26 protein-coding genes are annotated in these 15,056 nt (G+C 61.9%); 3 read left to right on the forward strand and 23 right to left on the reverse strand.

Translation table 11 applies throughout. The features are described from left to right. Window positions 1–41: 41 nt before the first annotated feature. From EP376_RS16940 to rpmC, 14 genes are all read right to left on the reverse strand, one after another. Window positions 42–689, reverse strand: a complete 648-nt coding sequence (locus EP376_RS16940) for an adenylate kinase (protein ID WP_127656799.1) — start codon at window positions 687–689, stop codon at window positions 42–44. Then, window positions 686–2,059 carry a preprotein translocase subunit SecY gene (secY, locus tag EP376_RS16945; protein WP_238928886.1) on the reverse strand — a complete coding sequence of 458 codons (1,374 nt, stop codon included), beginning with the start codon at window positions 2,057–2,059 and terminating at the stop codon, window positions 686–688. Before secY ends, EP376_RS16940 begins: the two co-directional genes overlap by 4 nt. A gap of 106 nt (window positions 2,060–2,165) precedes the next feature. Next, window positions 2,166–2,639, reverse strand: a complete 474-nt coding sequence (gene rplO, locus EP376_RS16950) for a 50S ribosomal protein L15 (protein ID WP_127656800.1) — start codon at window positions 2,637–2,639, stop codon at window positions 2,166–2,168. Between the two features lie 107 nt (window positions 2,640–2,746). Continuing rightward, complete coding sequence (gene rpmD, locus EP376_RS16955; RefSeq protein ID WP_127656801.1) at window positions 2,747–2,935, reverse strand: 50S ribosomal protein L30; 189 nt, start codon at window positions 2,933–2,935, stop codon at window positions 2,747–2,749. 5 nt (window positions 2,936–2,940) lie between these two features. Beyond that, window positions 2,941–3,519, reverse strand: a complete 579-nt coding sequence (rpsE, locus tag EP376_RS16960) for a 30S ribosomal protein S5 (protein WP_127656802.1) — start codon at window positions 3,517–3,519, stop codon at window positions 2,941–2,943. A gap of 180 nt (window positions 3,520–3,699) precedes the next feature. Then, a complete protein-coding gene (gene rplR / locus EP376_RS16965; RefSeq protein ID WP_127656803.1) occupies window positions 3,700–4,059 on the reverse strand; it encodes a 50S ribosomal protein L18 in 360 nt (119 codons plus the stop codon). Between the two features lie 11 nt (window positions 4,060–4,070). Then, entirely contained in the window at window positions 4,071–4,604 is a 534-nt protein-coding gene (rplF, locus tag EP376_RS16970) for a 50S ribosomal protein L6 (RefSeq protein ID WP_127656804.1), read from the reverse strand. 12 nt (window positions 4,605–4,616) lie between these two features. Next, window positions 4,617–5,009: a 30S ribosomal protein S8 gene (rpsH, locus tag EP376_RS16975; RefSeq protein WP_127656805.1), complete on the reverse strand. Its 393-nt coding sequence runs from the start codon at window positions 5,007–5,009 to the stop codon at window positions 4,617–4,619. Between the two features lie 12 nt (window positions 5,010–5,021). Further along, window positions 5,022–5,327 (reverse strand): 30S ribosomal protein S14, encoded by a 306-nt coding sequence (gene rpsN, locus EP376_RS16980; protein WP_127656806.1) that lies wholly within the window; start codon window positions 5,325–5,327, stop codon window positions 5,022–5,024. Between the two features lie 22 nt (window positions 5,328–5,349). Beyond that, on the reverse strand, window positions 5,350–5,913 hold the full coding sequence (gene rplE, locus EP376_RS16985) for a 50S ribosomal protein L5 (RefSeq protein ID WP_127656807.1): 564 nt from the start codon (window positions 5,911–5,913) through the stop codon (window positions 5,350–5,352). Further along, a complete protein-coding gene (gene rplX / locus EP376_RS16990) occupies window positions 5,913–6,218 on the reverse strand; it encodes a 50S ribosomal protein L24 (RefSeq protein WP_127656808.1) in 306 nt (101 codons plus the stop codon). The genes rplE and rplX overlap by 1 nt, the downstream gene beginning before the upstream one ends. Beyond that, window positions 6,218–6,586: a 50S ribosomal protein L14 gene (gene rplN / locus EP376_RS16995; protein WP_127656809.1), complete on the reverse strand. Its 369-nt coding sequence runs from the start codon at window positions 6,584–6,586 to the stop codon at window positions 6,218–6,220. The genes rplX and rplN overlap by 1 nt, the downstream gene beginning before the upstream one ends. Before the next feature lie 64 nt (window positions 6,587–6,650). Next, window positions 6,651–6,881 carry a 30S ribosomal protein S17 gene (rpsQ, locus tag EP376_RS17000; protein ID WP_127656810.1) on the reverse strand — a complete coding sequence of 77 codons (231 nt, stop codon included), beginning with the start codon at window positions 6,879–6,881 and terminating at the stop codon, window positions 6,651–6,653. Between the two features lie 3 nt (window positions 6,882–6,884). Then, window positions 6,885–7,091, reverse strand: a complete 207-nt coding sequence (gene rpmC, locus EP376_RS17005; protein WP_127656811.1) for a 50S ribosomal protein L29 — start codon at window positions 7,089–7,091, stop codon at window positions 6,885–6,887. A gap of 208 nt (window positions 7,092–7,299) precedes the next feature. On the opposite strand from rpmC, the gene EP376_RS17010 reads away from it, so the two are divergent. Together EP376_RS17010 and EP376_RS17015 are read left to right on the forward strand one after the other, a co-directional pair. Beyond that, window positions 7,300–7,920, forward strand: a complete 621-nt coding sequence (locus tag EP376_RS17010) for a TIGR02466 family protein (protein ID WP_127656812.1) — start codon at window positions 7,300–7,302, stop codon at window positions 7,918–7,920. A 141-nt stretch (window positions 7,921–8,061) separates the two neighbouring features. Continuing rightward, entirely contained in the window at window positions 8,062–8,793 is a 732-nt protein-coding gene (locus tag EP376_RS17015; RefSeq protein ID WP_238928885.1) for a lysozyme family protein, read from the forward strand. 78 nt (window positions 8,794–8,871) lie between these two features. Here the strand turns inward: EP376_RS17015 and rplP are convergent, their stop codons facing one another. The 5 genes from rplP to rplB are packed head-to-tail and all read right to left on the reverse strand — an operon-like array spanning window position 8,872 to window position 11,522. Then, window positions 8,872–9,285 carry a 50S ribosomal protein L16 gene (gene rplP, locus EP376_RS17020; RefSeq protein WP_127656813.1) on the reverse strand — a complete coding sequence of 138 codons (414 nt, stop codon included), beginning with the start codon at window positions 9,283–9,285 and terminating at the stop codon, window positions 8,872–8,874. Window positions 9,286–9,297: 12 nt separating this feature from the next. Next, window positions 9,298–10,014, reverse strand: coding sequence for a 30S ribosomal protein S3 (rpsC, locus tag EP376_RS17025; RefSeq protein WP_127656814.1), 717 nt, complete (start codon window positions 10,012–10,014; stop codon window positions 9,298–9,300). Continuing rightward, on the reverse strand, window positions 10,014–10,394 hold the full coding sequence (gene rplV, locus EP376_RS17030) for a 50S ribosomal protein L22 (RefSeq protein WP_127656815.1): 381 nt from the start codon (window positions 10,392–10,394) through the stop codon (window positions 10,014–10,016). The genes rpsC and rplV overlap by 1 nt, the downstream gene beginning before the upstream one ends. 3 nt (window positions 10,395–10,397) lie before the next feature. Then, window positions 10,398–10,676: a 30S ribosomal protein S19 gene (rpsS, locus tag EP376_RS17035; RefSeq protein WP_127656816.1), complete on the reverse strand. Its 279-nt coding sequence runs from the start codon at window positions 10,674–10,676 to the stop codon at window positions 10,398–10,400. Window positions 10,677–10,679: 3 nt separating this feature from the next. After that, window positions 10,680–11,522, reverse strand: a complete 843-nt coding sequence (rplB, locus tag EP376_RS17040) for a 50S ribosomal protein L2 (RefSeq protein ID WP_127656817.1) — start codon at window positions 11,520–11,522, stop codon at window positions 10,680–10,682. A gap of 301 nt (window positions 11,523–11,823) precedes the next feature. Between rplB and EP376_RS17045 the strand changes: the two genes are divergently transcribed. Further along, on the forward strand, window positions 11,824–12,747 hold the full coding sequence (locus EP376_RS17045; RefSeq protein WP_127656818.1) for an MBL fold metallo-hydrolase: 924 nt from the start codon (window positions 11,824–11,826) through the stop codon (window positions 12,745–12,747). Between the two features lie 124 nt (window positions 12,748–12,871). Here the strand turns inward: EP376_RS17045 and EP376_RS17050 are convergent, their stop codons facing one another. From EP376_RS17050 to rpsJ, 4 genes are read right to left on the reverse strand one after another with little or no spacing between them, the layout of a single operon-like run. Further along, the gene (locus EP376_RS17050; protein WP_127656819.1) at window positions 12,872–13,168 is read right to left on the reverse strand and encodes a 50S ribosomal protein L23; all 297 of its coding nucleotides are present in this window, start codon (window positions 13,166–13,168) and stop codon (window positions 12,872–12,874) included. Then, the gene (gene rplD, locus EP376_RS17055) at window positions 13,165–13,785 is read right to left on the reverse strand and encodes a 50S ribosomal protein L4 (protein ID WP_127656820.1); all 621 of its coding nucleotides are present in this window, start codon (window positions 13,783–13,785) and stop codon (window positions 13,165–13,167) included. Before rplD ends, EP376_RS17050 begins: the two co-directional genes overlap by 4 nt. After that, window positions 13,775–14,635, reverse strand: a complete 861-nt coding sequence (gene rplC, locus EP376_RS17060; RefSeq protein ID WP_127656821.1) for a 50S ribosomal protein L3 — start codon at window positions 14,633–14,635, stop codon at window positions 13,775–13,777. Before rplC ends, rplD begins: the two co-directional genes overlap by 11 nt. Before the next feature lie 13 nt (window positions 14,636–14,648). Beyond that, on the reverse strand, window positions 14,649–14,963 hold the full coding sequence (gene rpsJ, locus EP376_RS17065; RefSeq protein ID WP_127656822.1) for a 30S ribosomal protein S10: 315 nt from the start codon (window positions 14,961–14,963) through the stop codon (window positions 14,649–14,651). Window positions 14,964–15,056: the final 93 nt, after the last annotated feature.

Consider the following 15,056-nt stretch of genomic DNA (forward strand, 5'->3'; position numbering starts at 1 on the left):
TGATTGCAACAACATCTAGCGTGAACCTCTCGAATTTGTATCTAACCGTTCAGAAGGTCAGAAATCTCGGCCGCGACGGCATCCATTTCGCCCATCCCGTCGACCGTCTCCAGATCACCCTTGGCATAATAATAGCCGATCAGGGGAGAGGTCTGCTTGTAATAGGCCAGGAGCCGGGTGCGGAGGCTTTCCTCGTTGTCATCGGAGCGGCGCTTGAATTCGGTGCCGCCGCAATTCGAGCATTTGCCATCCGCCGGGATCGGCTTGGTATGGTCGTTATACACCTCGCCACAGGAGCCGCAGGTCGAGCGTGCCGTGATCCGCTGAACAAGCGCTTCGTCATTGACCCGCATTTCGATCACCGCATCGAGCGGCTCGTTCAGATCACCAAGAAGGCTGCCAAGCGCGTCGGCCTGAGCCAGCGTCCGGGGAAACCCGTCGAAGATATAACCACCGCCGGAATTCCCGGCCTCGAGCTTTTCGCGGATCAGGCCGATCACGATCTCGTCGGTCACCAGATCGCCGCGCGCCATGACGTCGGCCACGATTTTGCCCATTTCGGTTCCGCTGTCTTTTGCTTCGCGCAGCATGTCACCAGTCGAAAGCTGGATCATCTTGCGCTCGTCGACGAGCTTTCGGGCCTGGGTGCCCTTGCCGGCCCCCGGGGGGCCCAAGAGTATTATATTCATCGACGCGCGGGTCCTTTGGAGCGCGGCTTGCTCCCGGATTTGCCCGAACGCTTGCCACGTAGTTGCGATTTCTCGATCAGCCCTTCGTATTGATGGGCCAACATGTGGGATTGAACCTGCTGGATGAAGTCCATCCCGACAGACACGATGATCAGGATCGATGTGCCGCCGAAGTAGAAGGTAATCGACAGTTCCGACCTGAGCATCTCGGGCAGCAGACACACCAGCGCCAGATAGCCCGACCCCAGAACGAGGATTCGCGTCACCACGTAGTCGAGGTATTCAGCCGTCCGTTTGCCCGGGCGGATGCCGGGAACAAAGCCGTTCTGGTTCTTCAGGTTGTCGGCCACATCCTCGGTCTTGAACGCCACTTCCTTGGTGTAGAAGTAGGTGAAAAAGACGATCATGCCGCCGAAGAACAGCAGGTAGAGCGGCTGGCCGGGGCCGAAATACGCCAGAAGCGTCGACATGACCGGCCCGGTTTCACCGCCCGAAAAGGTGGAGATCGTCGTCGGCAGAAGCAGCAGCGCCGAGGCAAAGATCGCCGGGATCACGCCGGCCGGGTTGACCTTGATCGGCAGGTGCGACGTGCCCCCGTCATAGACCTTCATCCCCACCTGTCGGCGCGGATACTGGATATGGATCTTCCGCAGACTGCGCTCCATGAAGACGACGAAGGTCAGGGTCCCCACGATCATCGCGATGACCAGAAGGATGGTCAGGACGTCGCCGGTTTGGCGAGTCGTCGTCAGGAATTGTGCAGTGGCCGCCGGTATCTCGGCGATGATCCCCACAAAGATGATCAGGCTGATGCCGTTGCCGATGCCGCGCGCGGTGATCTGTTCACCCAGCCACATCAGGAACATCGTGCCCCCAACCAGCGTGATGACACAGGCTGCCTGGAAATAGATGCCGGGGTTGGACGCCAGATCGCCGGCCTCGAGGGACCGGGCCAGACCATAGGCCTGGAAGGTGGCCAGGATCACGGTGAAATACCGCGTATACTGGTTGATCTTCTTGCGGCCCTGCTCACCCTCTTTCTTGAGCTGCTTGAGCGGCTCGTACATCGAGGAAAGAAGCTGGATGATGATCGAGGCCGAGATATAGGGCATGATGCCCAGAGCGAAGATGCCCATCCGGCCAAGTGCGCCCCCGGTGAACATCGAGAGGATCCCCCCGATGCCGGCGGCCGCATCCTCCATGAAGGAGCGAAGCGCGGCACCGTCGATCCCGGGAACCGGAATGAAAGTGCCCAACCGGTAAACGATCAGAAGACCTATGGTGAACAGGATGCGCTGGCGAAGCTCGGTCGCTTTGCCGAACGCGCCCCAGCTCATGTTCGAGGCCATTTGTTCTGCTGCTGATGCCATGGAGGACGGCTCTCTTTTCATGACAGCGCCGCCTGACCGGGTTTCCGGCAGGCGGCGCGAGGAAACTTGTAGATATGTAAGGGGCGATTGGCCCCGTCACAACCTGTTATTCGGGCGCAACCGCCGTGGCGACGGTCACGGAACCGCCAGCTTTCTCGACCGCCTCGATCGCGCCCTTGGACGCGCCGGTGACGTTGAAGCTTGCCTTGGTGGAGAAATCACCCTTGGCCAGAAGGCGGATACCGTCCTTCTTGCGACGCACGAGGCCGCTTGCGACCAGAACGTCTTCGGTGATTTCCGACTTGGCGTCGATCTTGCCCTCATCGATGAACTTGGCGATCAGGCCAAGGTTCACAACCGCGAAGGATTTGCGGTTCGGCTTGTTGAAGCCACGCTTCGGTAGACGCTGGTAGAGCGGCATCTGGCCGCCCTCATAGCCCTTGATGGCCACACCCGAACGGGATTTCTGACCCTTGATACCGCGACCGGCGGTCTTGCCCTTGCCGGAGCCGGGGCCACGGCCGACTCGCATCCGTTTCTTGGTCGCGCCTTCATTGTCGCGCAGTTCGTGCAGTTTCATGTCGCTTCTCCTTTGCCGGACGACCCTCCCGAAGCGATCATGGAGGGGACACGGCGTTGATTATCTGGGTGGCAGGTGGGGGCATGCCCCCACCTGGCCGAATGGTGTCAGCCGCGCTCTTCGATGATCTCGACCATGTGCGGGATCTTCGCGACCATGCCGCGGATCGAGGGGGTATCCTCAAGCTCGCGGGTGCGGTGCATCTTGTTCAGACCAAGACCCTTGAGGATCTCGCGCTGCTTGGCGGGGCGGCGGATCGGGGAGCCGATCTGCTTGACGACGATGGTCTTTGCCATGTGACTCAGGCCTCCTCGGCGACTTGGGCGGACGCGTCAGGCGCGTCTTCCCGCTTGGGAAGGATATCGGCCACCTTCTTGCCGCGCCGCTGTGCGACGTTGCGGGGCGATTGCTCCTTGCGGAGGCCGTCGATGGTGGCGCGGATCATGTTGTAGGGGTTCTGCGAACCGAGCGACTTGGCGACGACATCCTGGACGCCCAGCATCTCGAACACGGCGCGCATCGGACCACCGGCGATGATCCCGGTACCGGCCGTGGCAGTCCGCATCACGACGCGGCCCGCACCGTGGCGGCCTTCCATGTCGTGGTGCAGCGTGCGGCCTTCGCGGAGCGGCACACGGATCATCTGCCGTTTGGCCTGTTCGGTGGCCTTGCGGATGGCCTCGGGAACTTCCTTGGCCTTGCCCTTGCCGAAGCCGACACGGCCCTTCTGGTCACCGACGACGACGAGCGCCGCGAAACCAAAGCGCTTGCCGCCCTTGACTGTCTTGGAGACCCGGTTGATCGCGACCAGACGGTCGGCGAATTCGGGGGCCTCATCACGGTCGCGGCGATTGCCCCGACGATTGTCACGTTCTGCCATGTGTTGGCATCCTTCATGTCTTGGGCCCCTTGGCCCCTGGTCTCCGACCGAAGTGAGCGATCCCGCTCCCCGGTCATCGAGATGACCCGGTGGGGCCACCTGCACGTTTCAAGTCGCAAGGCGCGGTGAACCCCGCCCCACGCACAGACGGAAAAGGCGGGGACTACCCCGCCAGTCCCATCAGATTTTCAGACCGCCTTCGCGGGCTGCATCGGCGAGCGCCTTGACCTTGCCGTGGAAGAGGAACCCGCCACGATCGAAGAAGGCCTCGGTGATGCCGGCCTTCTGGGCCCGCTCGGCGATCGCTGCGCCGACCTTGGCCGCCGCTTCGACATTGTTCTTGCCGACGACGCCGAGGTCCTTCTCCATGGAGGAGGCCGCCGCGAGCGTCACGCCATTCGCATCGTCGATCAGCTGGACCGAGATGTTCTTGTTGGACCGGTGAACCGAAAGGCGCGGACGCCCGGCGTTCACCTTCTTGAGCTTGCTCCGAACGCGCATGCGGCGCTTCAGAAACAGATCTCTCTTGCTGTTTGCCATATGCCCGTTCCTTACTTCTTCTTGCCTTCCTTGCGGAAGATATACTCGTCCTTGTACTTGATCCCCTTGCCCTTGTAGGGCTCGGGAGCACGCCATTCGCGGATATTGGCCGCGACCTGGCCGACGAGCTGTTGATCGATGCCTTCGACGACGACTTCGGTCTGCTTGGGCGCCGTAACGGTCACGCCATCGGGCACTTCGAAGTTCACGTCGTGGCTGTAGCCAAGCGACAGTTTCAGGACGTTGCCCTGCATCTGGGCGCGGTAACCAACGCCCGAGATTTCAAGCTCTTTCTTGAAGCCGTCGGTCACACCGATGACGCAGTTCTGCACCTGGGTGCGGGACATGCCCCATTGCTGACGCGCCCGCTTGGACGAGCCACGCGGCGTGACGGTGACGCCATTTTCCTCGACGGTGATGGTCACATCATCCGTCGCGGTAAAGCTGCGGGTCCCTTTCGGGCCTTTGACTTCTACGGTCTGGCCGGAGACGGTCGCCGAAACGCCCGACGGCAGCTCGACCGGTCTTTTACCAATACGAGACATCTGCCAACCTCCTTAGAATACGGTGCAAAGCACTTCGCCGCCAACATTGGCCGCCCGTGCATTTGCATCCGACATCACGCCCTTCGGCGTGGAGACAATCGAAACACCGAGGCCCTGACGGACCGACGGCAGATCATTCACGCCCGAATAGACGCGGCGGCCGGGCTTGGAGACCCGCTTGACTTCGCGGATGACCGGAGTGCCCTCATAGTACTTCAGGCTGATCTCGAGGGCCGGGTGGCCGTCCTTGCCGGTCGTCTTCTCGTAACCGCGGATGTAGCCTTCGTCGGCCAGCACATCGAGAACCCAGGCACGGAGCTTGGAGGCCGGTGTTTCCACCGTGCTCTTGCCGCGCATCTGGGCGTTGCGGATGCGGGTCAGCATATCGCCGATAGGATCGTTCATTTCATACCCTCCTTACCAGCTCGACTTGACCATGCCGGGGATTTCGCCGTTGGAACCAAGGTCCCTCAGGGCGATCCGGCTGATCTTCAGCTTGCGGTAATAGGCGTGCGGACGCCCGGTCAGCTGGCACCGGTTGTGCAGCCGCGTGGGCGAGGAGTTGCGGGGAAGCTCGGCAAGCTTGAGGGACGCCTTGAAACGCTCCTCGACCGGCTTTTCCTTGTCGTTGATGATCGCTTTCAGGGCGGCACGCTTTTCAGCGTATTGAGCGACAAGGCGCTCCCGCTTCTTTTCGCGTTCGATCATGGATTTCTTGGCCATTAGACTGTTCTCCTCCCGCGCGTCACGAGTTGAAGGGCATGTTGAATTGCTTCAACAGCGCCTTGGCTTCCGCGTCGGTCTTCGCGGTGGTGCAGATAACGATGTCCATTCCCCAGACTTCGTCGACCTTGTCGAAGTTGATCTCGGGGAAAACGATATGTTCCTTGATGCCGGTGGCATAGTTGCCGCGGCCGTCGAAGCTCTTGCCCGAGACACCGCGGAAGTCGCGGATACGGGGCATGGCCACGTAGATCAGGCGCTCGAGGAATTCGTACATGCGGTCGCCGCGAAGGGTGACCTTCGCGCCCAGCGGCATGTCTTCACGGACCCGGAAGCCCGCGATCGAATTCTTGGCCTTGGTGATCACGGCGCGCTGACCGGCGATCTGGGACAGATCGTCCTGTGCCGATTTCGCCTTCTTGGAGTCGCGCACGGCTTCGGCTCCGCAGCCGATGTTCAGCACGATCTTGTCAAGGCGCGGGATCTGCATGTCGTTCTTGTAGGAGAATTCCTCCTTCAGAGCGGGGCGGACCTTGGAGTGATATTCGGCGCGCAGGCGCGGGGTGTAAGTCGCGGTATCGAGCATCAGATCGCCTCCCCGGTTGTCTTGGCGAAACGGACCTTCGCGCCGTCTTCCATGCGGAAGCCAACGCGGGTCGCCTTGCCGTTGCCATCGACGATCGCCAGGTTCGACAGGTCGATCGGCATCGCCTTGGGCGTGCGGCCGCCCTGGCTTGTCTGGCTTTGCTTCATGTGGCGGATGGCGATGTTGATGCCGGTCACCACGGCCTTGCCGGCCTTGGGATCGACGCTCTCGATCTCGCCTTCCTTGCCCTTGTCCTTGCCGGCAAGGACGACGACCTTGTCACCTTTGCGGAGTTTCGCAGCCATTACAGCACCTCCGGAGCAAGCGAGATGATCTTCATGAAGTTCTTCGAGCGAAGCTCGCGAACAACTGGCCCGAAGATACGGGTGCCGATCGGCTCGTTGTTGTTGTTGAGGATGACGGCGGCGTTGCGGTCGAACCGGATCGCGGTGCCATCTTCGCGGCGGACTTCCTTGGCAGTGCGGACGACGACGGCCTTGCGGACATCACCCTTCTTCACACGGCCACGCGGAATGGCTTCCTTGACGGAGACGACGATGATGTCGCCGACCGATGCGTAGCGGCGATGCGAGCCGCCAAGGACCTTGATGCACTGCACCCGGCGTGCGCCGGAATTGTCAGCGACATCCAGATTGGTCTGCATCTGGATCATGAGGTTTCTCCTGACCTTTGGGGTTACGACCCCAGGGTTTCATCGAAACGGGGATGTGACAGCCTCAGGAGGCAATCACCTCCCAGCGTTTTGTCTTGGACTTCGGGGCGCATTCCTGGATGCGGACGGCGTCGCCCACGTTGAATGCATTGTTCTCGTCGTGAGCCCGGTACTTCTTGGACTTACGGATCGTCTTTTTCAGAACCGGATGCGTGAAACGACGCTCGACGCTGACGGTCACGGTCTGTTCGTTCTGGTTGGAGGTGACAACACCCGAAAGGATACGCTTCGGCATGGATCAGCCCTCCTGGGCGGCCGCGGCCGCCTTCTGGTTCAGAATGGTATTCACGCGGGCCACGTCACGGCGGACCTGGCGCATACGTGCGGTATTTTCCAGCTGACCGGTGGCCTGCTGGAAGCGGAGGTTGAAGGCCTCCTTCTTGAGATTGACAAGGTCGTCGCGGAGCTGGTCCGGCGTCTTGTCACGCAGTTCATTGGCGTTCATGCGCCTTTTCCTTTCTCAACATCACCGGAGCGCCCGTGCCCATCAGGGAGGTCACGCTGATTCCGGTGGAGTGCGTGGATGAAGGGGCCGTATAGGCACGATGCGCTGTGTTGGCAAGAGATTAGTTGGCGTGCGCTGCCTCGGCGGGTTCCGCATCGCGCGAGACCACAATATAAGGTGCCCAGACGCCATCAGGAACGCTTGCGCCATGCCCCAGATCACGCCCCTTTTCGTCACGCCCCTCTATCGTGGCCGTCTGTCCGAGCATGAGCCCGCGATCGATACCGAGGAGCTCGAATCCTCCTGCTACGCGATCTATGAAGACGACGAGGCGGGCCAGAACTGGTGCGAAGAACATGGCTATCCTGGCTATACCTCCTATGCCTCGCTGACCGATCTGCCGTGGCGGTTCCCCATCTTCACCGATCTGGTGAAATCGCTGGATGCGCATGTCGCAGATTTTGCGACCAAGCTGCAACTCGATCTGGACGGGAGAGACCTGATCCTCGAGGACATCTGGATCAACATCCTGCCCGAGGGCGGGTTTCACTCCGCCCATATCCATCCGCATTCGGTGATTTCGGGCACGACCTATGTGGCGATGCCCGAAGGCGCCTCTGCCATCAAGTTCGAGGATCCCCGCCACGCCATGATGATGGCCGCCCCGCCCCGCCGGAAGGATGCCGATGAGGCCCTGCGCCAGTTCGTCTATGCAAGGCCGGTGGTCGGCGATGTCCTGCTCTGGGAAAGCTGGCTCCGGCACGAGGTGCCGATGAACGAGGCCGATGGAGAGAGGATTTCCGTCAGCTTCAACTACCGCTGGGAATGATCCCGCCCTGCCCCCGGTCCTGACGACACCGCGTGAAAAGGGCGCCTTCCGGCCGCCCCGAGCGGAAAACCGGATTGGCAAACCGCCCGTCAACCTTTGCCTGCGATACCACGGCCCGTCCCATGAGCCATGGAGTCGCCTTTGGACCACAGCATCAGACTGAGCTTTGCCCTGTTCCTCTGGGGATCGAACGTCGCGGCCGAAACCGGTTCACTCTACAGGCCAACGGCCCCCTCGGCACCGGTCGTTGTCCGCCGCGCGGGCGTCGTCGATGCCGTGGCCTCCCCCTCCCTGTTCGTGGGCGCCCGGACCGATGGGCTTTTTGCGCCGCTGCCCGATGCCGCGATCGACGCGCCACCGGGTCTGTCGGGCACAACGCAAACCGCACAGCTTCTGTCGCTGATCGCGCGGGCCGAGGCCGGATCCGCCGGATATGACGCCGTTCAATATGGAGCGCGGATTCGCCCGGCCAAACCCCCGACGCAGATGACCCTGGGCGAGATCTATCGCTGGATCGCCGACACGCCCGGGCAGCCGCATGCCATCGGCCGCTATCAGTTCATCCCCTCGACCCTGCGCGAGGTCGCAGCCACCGCGGGGATCGGCCCGGAGTACCGCTTTTCCCCCGCCGTGCAGGACAGGCTTGCCCATGTTCTGCTGGATCGTGCCGGGTTGAACGCGTTCGAGACGGGTCAGATGAGTCGTCGGACGTTCATGCGCAACCTCGCCCGCATCTGGGCCGGCCTGCCCCTGCCCTCGGGCAAATCCTATTACGAGGGCTATGCCGGCAACAGCGCCACCATGAGTTGGGCCGCCTTCGAAACCGGGATGGGGCATATCTGGCCCGCGACATCGGAACGGTCCGGTTCATAGAACGCGAAAGGCCCCCCACCTAACCGGCGAGGAGCCCTCCATTTCCATGCTGGCGGCCCGCGACGGGGCCGCAGCAGATCACCAGTCTTCGCGGACGATCGTGCGGGTCTTGATCGGCAGCTTCATCGCGGCAAGGCGCAGGGCCTCACGCGCGACAGCTTCGGTCACGCCGTCGATCTCGAACATCACGCGGCCGGGCTTGACCTTGGCGGTCCAGCGATCGACCGAACCCTTGCCTTTACCCATCCGAACTTCGATGGGCTTCGCGGTCACGGGCACGTCAGGGAAGATCCGGATCCAGACCCGGCCCTGACGCTTCATGTGGCGCGTCATGGCCCGGCGGGCGGCTTCGATCTGACGGGCGGTGATCCGCTCGGGCTCGACCGCTTTAAGGCCATAGGTTCCGAAGTTCAGGTCAGAGCCGCCTTTGGCTTCGCCCTTGATCCGGCCCTTGTGCATCTTGCGGAATTTTGTGCGCTTCGGTTGCAGCATCTGCGTTTCTCCTTAGCGATCGCGGCGGCCGCCACCGGCACCACGGGGGATTGCACCCTCCTGGAGTTCGGTGTGCTTGCGGTCACGTGCTTGGGGATCGTGCTCCATGATCTCGCCTTTGAAGATCCAGACCTTGATCCCGATGATGCCGTAGGGCGTTTCCGCCTCAGACAGCGCATAGTCGATATCGGCGCGAAGCGTGTGCAGCGGCACCCGACCCTCGCGATACCATTCCGTCCGGGCGATTTCTGCGCCGCCAAGACGACCCGCGACGTTGACGCGGATGCCGAGGGCACCCATGCGCATCGCGTTCTGAACGGCACGCTTCATCGCGCGACGGAACGAAACCCGGCGCTCGAGCTGCTGGGCAATGCTTTCACCCACCAGAGCCGCGTCAAGCTCGGGCTTGCGAACCTCGACGATGTTGAGGTGCAGTTCCGACGCCGTCAGCTGGCTGAGTTTCTTGCGCAGCGTTTCGATGTCCGCGCCCTTCTTGCCGATGATGACACCGGGGCGTGCGGCATGGATCGTAACGCGGCACTTGCGGTGCGGACGTTCAATGATCACGCGGGACACGCCGGACTGCTTGCATTCCTTCCGGATGAAGTCCTTGATCTTGAGGTCTTCGAGAAGGAGATCGCCATAGTCCTTGGTGTCGGCGTACCAGCGGCTGTCCCAGGTGCGGTTGACCTGAAGACGCATTCCGACGGGATTGACCTTGTTACCCATTAGGCTTGCTCCTCGACCTGGCGGACCTTGATGGTGAGTTCCGAAAACGGCTTCATGATCCGGCCGAACCGGCCACGGGCCCGGGGGCGACCGCGTTTCATGATCAGGTTCTTGCCGACATAGGCTTCGGCAACGACCAGCTCGTCAACATCCAGGTTGTGGTTGTTTTCGGCGTTCGCGATGGCGGACTGAAGGCATTTCTTCACATCCTGTGCGATCCGCTTCTTCGAGAAGGTGAGGTCCGTCAGGGCCTTGTCCACCTTCTTGCCACGGATCATCGCGGCGACGAGGTTCAGTTTCTGAGGCGACGTGCGCAGCATGCGCGTCTTGGCCATCGCCTCGTTGTCCGCCACGCGGCGGGGATTGCGATCCTTGCCCATGGCTTACTTCCTCTTCGCTTTCTTGTCCGCGGCGTGGCCGTAATAGGTCCGCGTCGGGGAGTATTCGCCGAACTTCTGGCCGATCATGTCCTCGGACACGTTGACCGGAATGTGCTTCTGGCCGTTGTAGACGCCAAACGTCAGGCCCACGAACTGGGGCAGGATCGTCGAGCGGCGCGACCAGATCTTGATGACTTCGTTGCGCCCGGATTCGCGCGTGGCTTCGGCCTTCTTGAGGACGTAAGCATCGACGAACGGGCCCTTCCAAACAGAGCGTGCCATGTTCTAGCGCCCCTTCTTCCTGGCGTGCCGCGAGCGGATGATCAGCTTCTGGCTTGCCTTGTTCTTGTTACGGGTGCGACGACCCTTCGTGTCCTTGCCCCACGGTGTAACCGGGGTCCGGCCACCGGAGGTCCGGCCTTCACCACCACCATGCGGGTGATCGATCGGGTTCATCGCGACACCACGAACCGAGGGGCGCTTGCCCTTGTGGCGGATGCGTCCGGCCTTGCCGAAATCCTGGTTCGAATTGTCGGGGTTCGACACGGCGCCGACTGTGGCCATGCATTCCTGACGAACCATGCGAAGTTCGCCCGAGCTGAGCCGGATCTGCGCGTAGCCGCCATCACGACCGACGAACTGGGCATAGGTGCCCGCGGCGCGTGCGATCTGGCCGCCCTTGCCTGCCTTCAGCTCGATGTTGTGAACGATCGTGCCGATCGGCATACCCGAGAACGGCATTGCGTTGCCCGGCTTGATGTCGGCCTTGGCGCTGGAGACGATCTTGTCGCCCACGGCAAGCCGCTGGGGCGCGAGGATGTAGGCTTGTTCGCCATCTTCATACTGGACGAGGGCGATGAATGCGGTCCGGTTGGGATCATATTCGATGCGGGCCACGACGGCCGACATGTCCATCTTGCGACGCTTGAAATCAACGATCCGGTAGAGGCGTTTGGCGCCACCCCCGCGACGACGCGAGGTAATCCGTCCGGTGTTGTTCCGGCCGCCCGACTTCGTCAAACCCTCTGTAAGAGGCTTGACAGGACGTCCTTTCCAAAGCTCCGAACGGTCGATCAGCACCAGCCCGCGCTGGCCCGGCGTCGTCGGCTTATACGACTTGAGTGCCATGCTTTCTGTCTTCCGTTTGCTTTGCAGGCCGATGACCTCTTGCGAGGGCTGGCCCGTCTCTTCTGGTATAGGCCCCCGCAGGTGCCCGGTTCTCGTGTTCTTGCGAACAAAACCAAAGCCCCGGACGAATCCGGGGCCTTGGCCGATGCCGCGTGATAGGGGAGCGCATTGAGCAGGTCAACCCAAATTGCAGGCGGCGCAAGTGGGGCACCCGCCGCGCCTCTGACGATAGTGTGACTGGCGAGATCGCATCGCAGGCTATTTCTTATAGTCAGTTCATTTTGATCTATATGGAGATACCATGCTTACCCTCTCTCGCCGTTCACTCCTTGCTTCCGCCGCCGCAGCGCCTCTCGCAGGTCTGGCCGGCGCTCCGGCTCTCGCAGATGTCGCGAAAGCGGGGCCAAGTTTCGCCCGCCACCGCAGGTTCAGCATCGGCGCATTCGAAGTCACCACCATTCTTGGGGGAACGACGCCCCGGGAAAACCCGCAAGGCATCTTCGGGACAAACGTGTCGTCAGAGGAATTCGCCGAGGTCAGCCGTGACAATTTCCTGTCGACGGAAATGTCGCAATTCTTCTTTACACCGACCGTCGTCAACACGGGATCAGAACTCGTACTGTTCGATACCGGCCTGAACGCGCAGGCAACGACTGCCGCTCTGGCCGAGGCGGGCTACAGCCCCGATCAGGTGACAATCGTTGTGCTCACCCATATGCATGGCGATCACATTGGTGGCCTGATGTCGGACGGCACCGCCACCTTCGCGAATGCACGCTATGTGACAGGCCAGGCAGAGTTCGATCACTGGGCAGCAGCGGGCAACGAGGGCTTCGACATGAATGTCCGCCCGCTGGCAGATCAGATGACCTTTCTGGGCGACGGGGAGGATGTGACAAGCGGCATCACGGGCATGGCGGCTTTCGGGCACACTCCGGGGCATATGGTCTATCGCCTCGACAGTGACGGCGCAGGCCTCGTCATCTTCGCCGATCTTGCGAACCACCCGGTGTGGTCTCTGGCCCGGCCCGACTGGGAGGTGCGCTTTGACGCCGACAAGGAAGCAGCGGCGGCCTCGCGCCGCAACATTCTCGGGATGATCGCGGCCGACCGCATCCCGGCCGTCGGCTATCACATGCCCTTCCCGGCCGTCGGCTACGTGGCCGAAGGAACCGGCGACGCGGCGTTCCGCTGGGTGCCCGAAGCCGGTCAGTTGATGAGCTAGACAACCAAGCCATCCCCCCGGCGCGACACCCGGGGGGCTTGGTTCATACCAAACGAAGACGCCCCGCCGAAGGATCGGCGGGGCGTTTTTTCTTTGTGTCAGGCAGGGCTCACCCCGCCGCAGATCAAAGGCCGGTCGACACGTCGATCGTGTTGCCCTCTTCGAGGGTGACATAGGCCTTCTTGACGTCCTTGCGGGTGCCGGGGCGACCGCGGAACCGCTTGGTCTTGCCCTTGGTGATGGTCGTGTTCACGGCCTTCACCTTCACGTCAAAGAGCGCCTCCACGGCCTCCTTGATCTGGGGCTTGTTCGCGTCGATCGACACTTCGAAGACCACGGCGCCGTTTTCGGATGCCATCGTCGTCTTTTCGGTGATGACCGGCTTGCGGATCACGTCGTAATGTTCTGGCTTCGCGCTCATTTCAGTCGGGCCTCCAGGGCTTCGACACCTGCCTTGGTCAGAACGAGAGTGTCGCTCTTGAGGATGTCGTAGACGTTGGCACCCATGGAGGGCAGAACGTCGATGTTTGCGATGTTGGACGCAGCCTTGGCGAAGTTTTCGTTCACCTGCGCCCCGTCGATCACCAGCGCCCGCTTCCAGCCGAGATTACCGACCGACTTGGCCAGAACCTTGGTCTTGGCTTCGGCCAGATCGGCATTTTCGATCACGACAAGCGCGCCTGCCTTGACCTTCGCCGAAAGCGCGTGCTTCAGACCCAGCTTGCGGAACTTCTTGGGCAGATCGTGCGCATGGCTGCGCGGCGTCGGCCCCTTGTAGATCCCGCCCTTGCGGAAGATCGGCGCATTCCGGTCACCGTGGCGTGCGCCGCCGGTGCCCTTTTGGCGATAGATCTTCTTGGTGGAATAGCTGGTTTCCGACCGCGTCTTGACCTTGTGCGTTCCGGCCTGGGCACGGGCACGCTGCCAGCGGACGACGCGATGCAGGATATCGGCGCGCGGCTCGAGACCGAAGATCTCGTCGTCGAGCTCGACCGAGCCGGCGGACTTTCCGTCCAGCTTGATGGCATCAGCCTTCATTGTTCTCGCCTCCTTCATCGGCGGACTTTTCAGCCTCGATCTGCGCCTCGGCCTCTTTCAGTGCAGCCTCCTCGGCGGCGGCCTCTTCGGCCAGACGCGCCTCTTCGGCGGCCTTTGCCTCGGCTTCGGCCTGCGCGGCGGCTTCATCGGCCAGACGCTGTGCTTCGCGGGCAGCGGATGCCAAGGCAGCAGGATAGATCACGTTCTCGGGCGTCGGCTTCTTGACCGCGTCCTTGATTGTAACCCAGCCACCCTTCGATCCGGGAACGGCACCCTTGACCATGATCAGGCCACGGTCGGGATCGGTCCTGACGACCTGAAGGTTCTGCGTCGTCACGCGGGCAGAGCCCATGTGACCAGCCATCTTCTTGCCCTTGAACACGCGGCCCGGGTCCTGACACTGACCGGTGGAGCCGTGCGAACGGTGCGAGATCGACACGCCGTGCGTGGCCCGAAGACCACCGAAGTTGTGCCGCTTCATCGCGCCGGCAAAACCCTTACCGATGGATGTGCCGGAGACGTCGACGAACTGACCTTCGAAGTAATGCGAGGCGATAACCTCTTCACCGACTTCGATCAGGTTCTCGGGAGCCACGCGAAACTCGACCATCTTCCGCTTGGGCTCGACCTTCGCGGCGGCGAAGTGGCCGCGCATCGGCTTGGAGACGCGCTTGACCTTGGCGGTTCCAGCCCCAAGCTGAACGGCCGAATAGCCATCCTTCTCGACGGTTTTCTGAGCGACGACCTGCAGGTTGTCGATGTGAAGAACGGTCACAGGAATCTGCTTGCCGTCTTCCATGAACAGCCGGGTCATCCCGACTTTCTTGGCGAGAATGCCTGTACGCAACATGGGCTTTCCCTCCTCAGACCTTGATCTCGACATCCACGCCGGCGGCGAGGTCGAGCTTCATCAGGGCATCAACGGTCTGCGGCGTCGGATCGACGATGTCGAGCAGGCGCTTGTGCGTGCGGATCTCGAACTGGTCGCGGGATTTCTTGTCCACGTGCGGGCCGCGCAGAACGGTGAATTTCTCGATCTTGTTGGGCAGCGGAATCGGGCCGCGAACGCTTGCGCCGGTGCGCTTGGCGGTCGACACGATCTCGGCGGTCGACGCGTCGAGAACGCGGTAGTCGAACGCCTTGAGCCGGATACGGATGTTTTGGCTTTGAACGGCCATGTCCTATTCCCTTGGTCAGGGTGAATGGTTGAGAGGAAGAGCGACGACCACCGCCGCCCCTCATCGAACCTGAATTACGGAGCAAGGCGGGTT

The organism is Alexandriicola marinus (assembly GCF_004000435.1).
In the GTDB taxonomy this organism is placed as follows: Bacteria; Pseudomonadota; Alphaproteobacteria; order Rhodobacterales; family Rhodobacteraceae; genus Alexandriicola; species Alexandriicola marinus.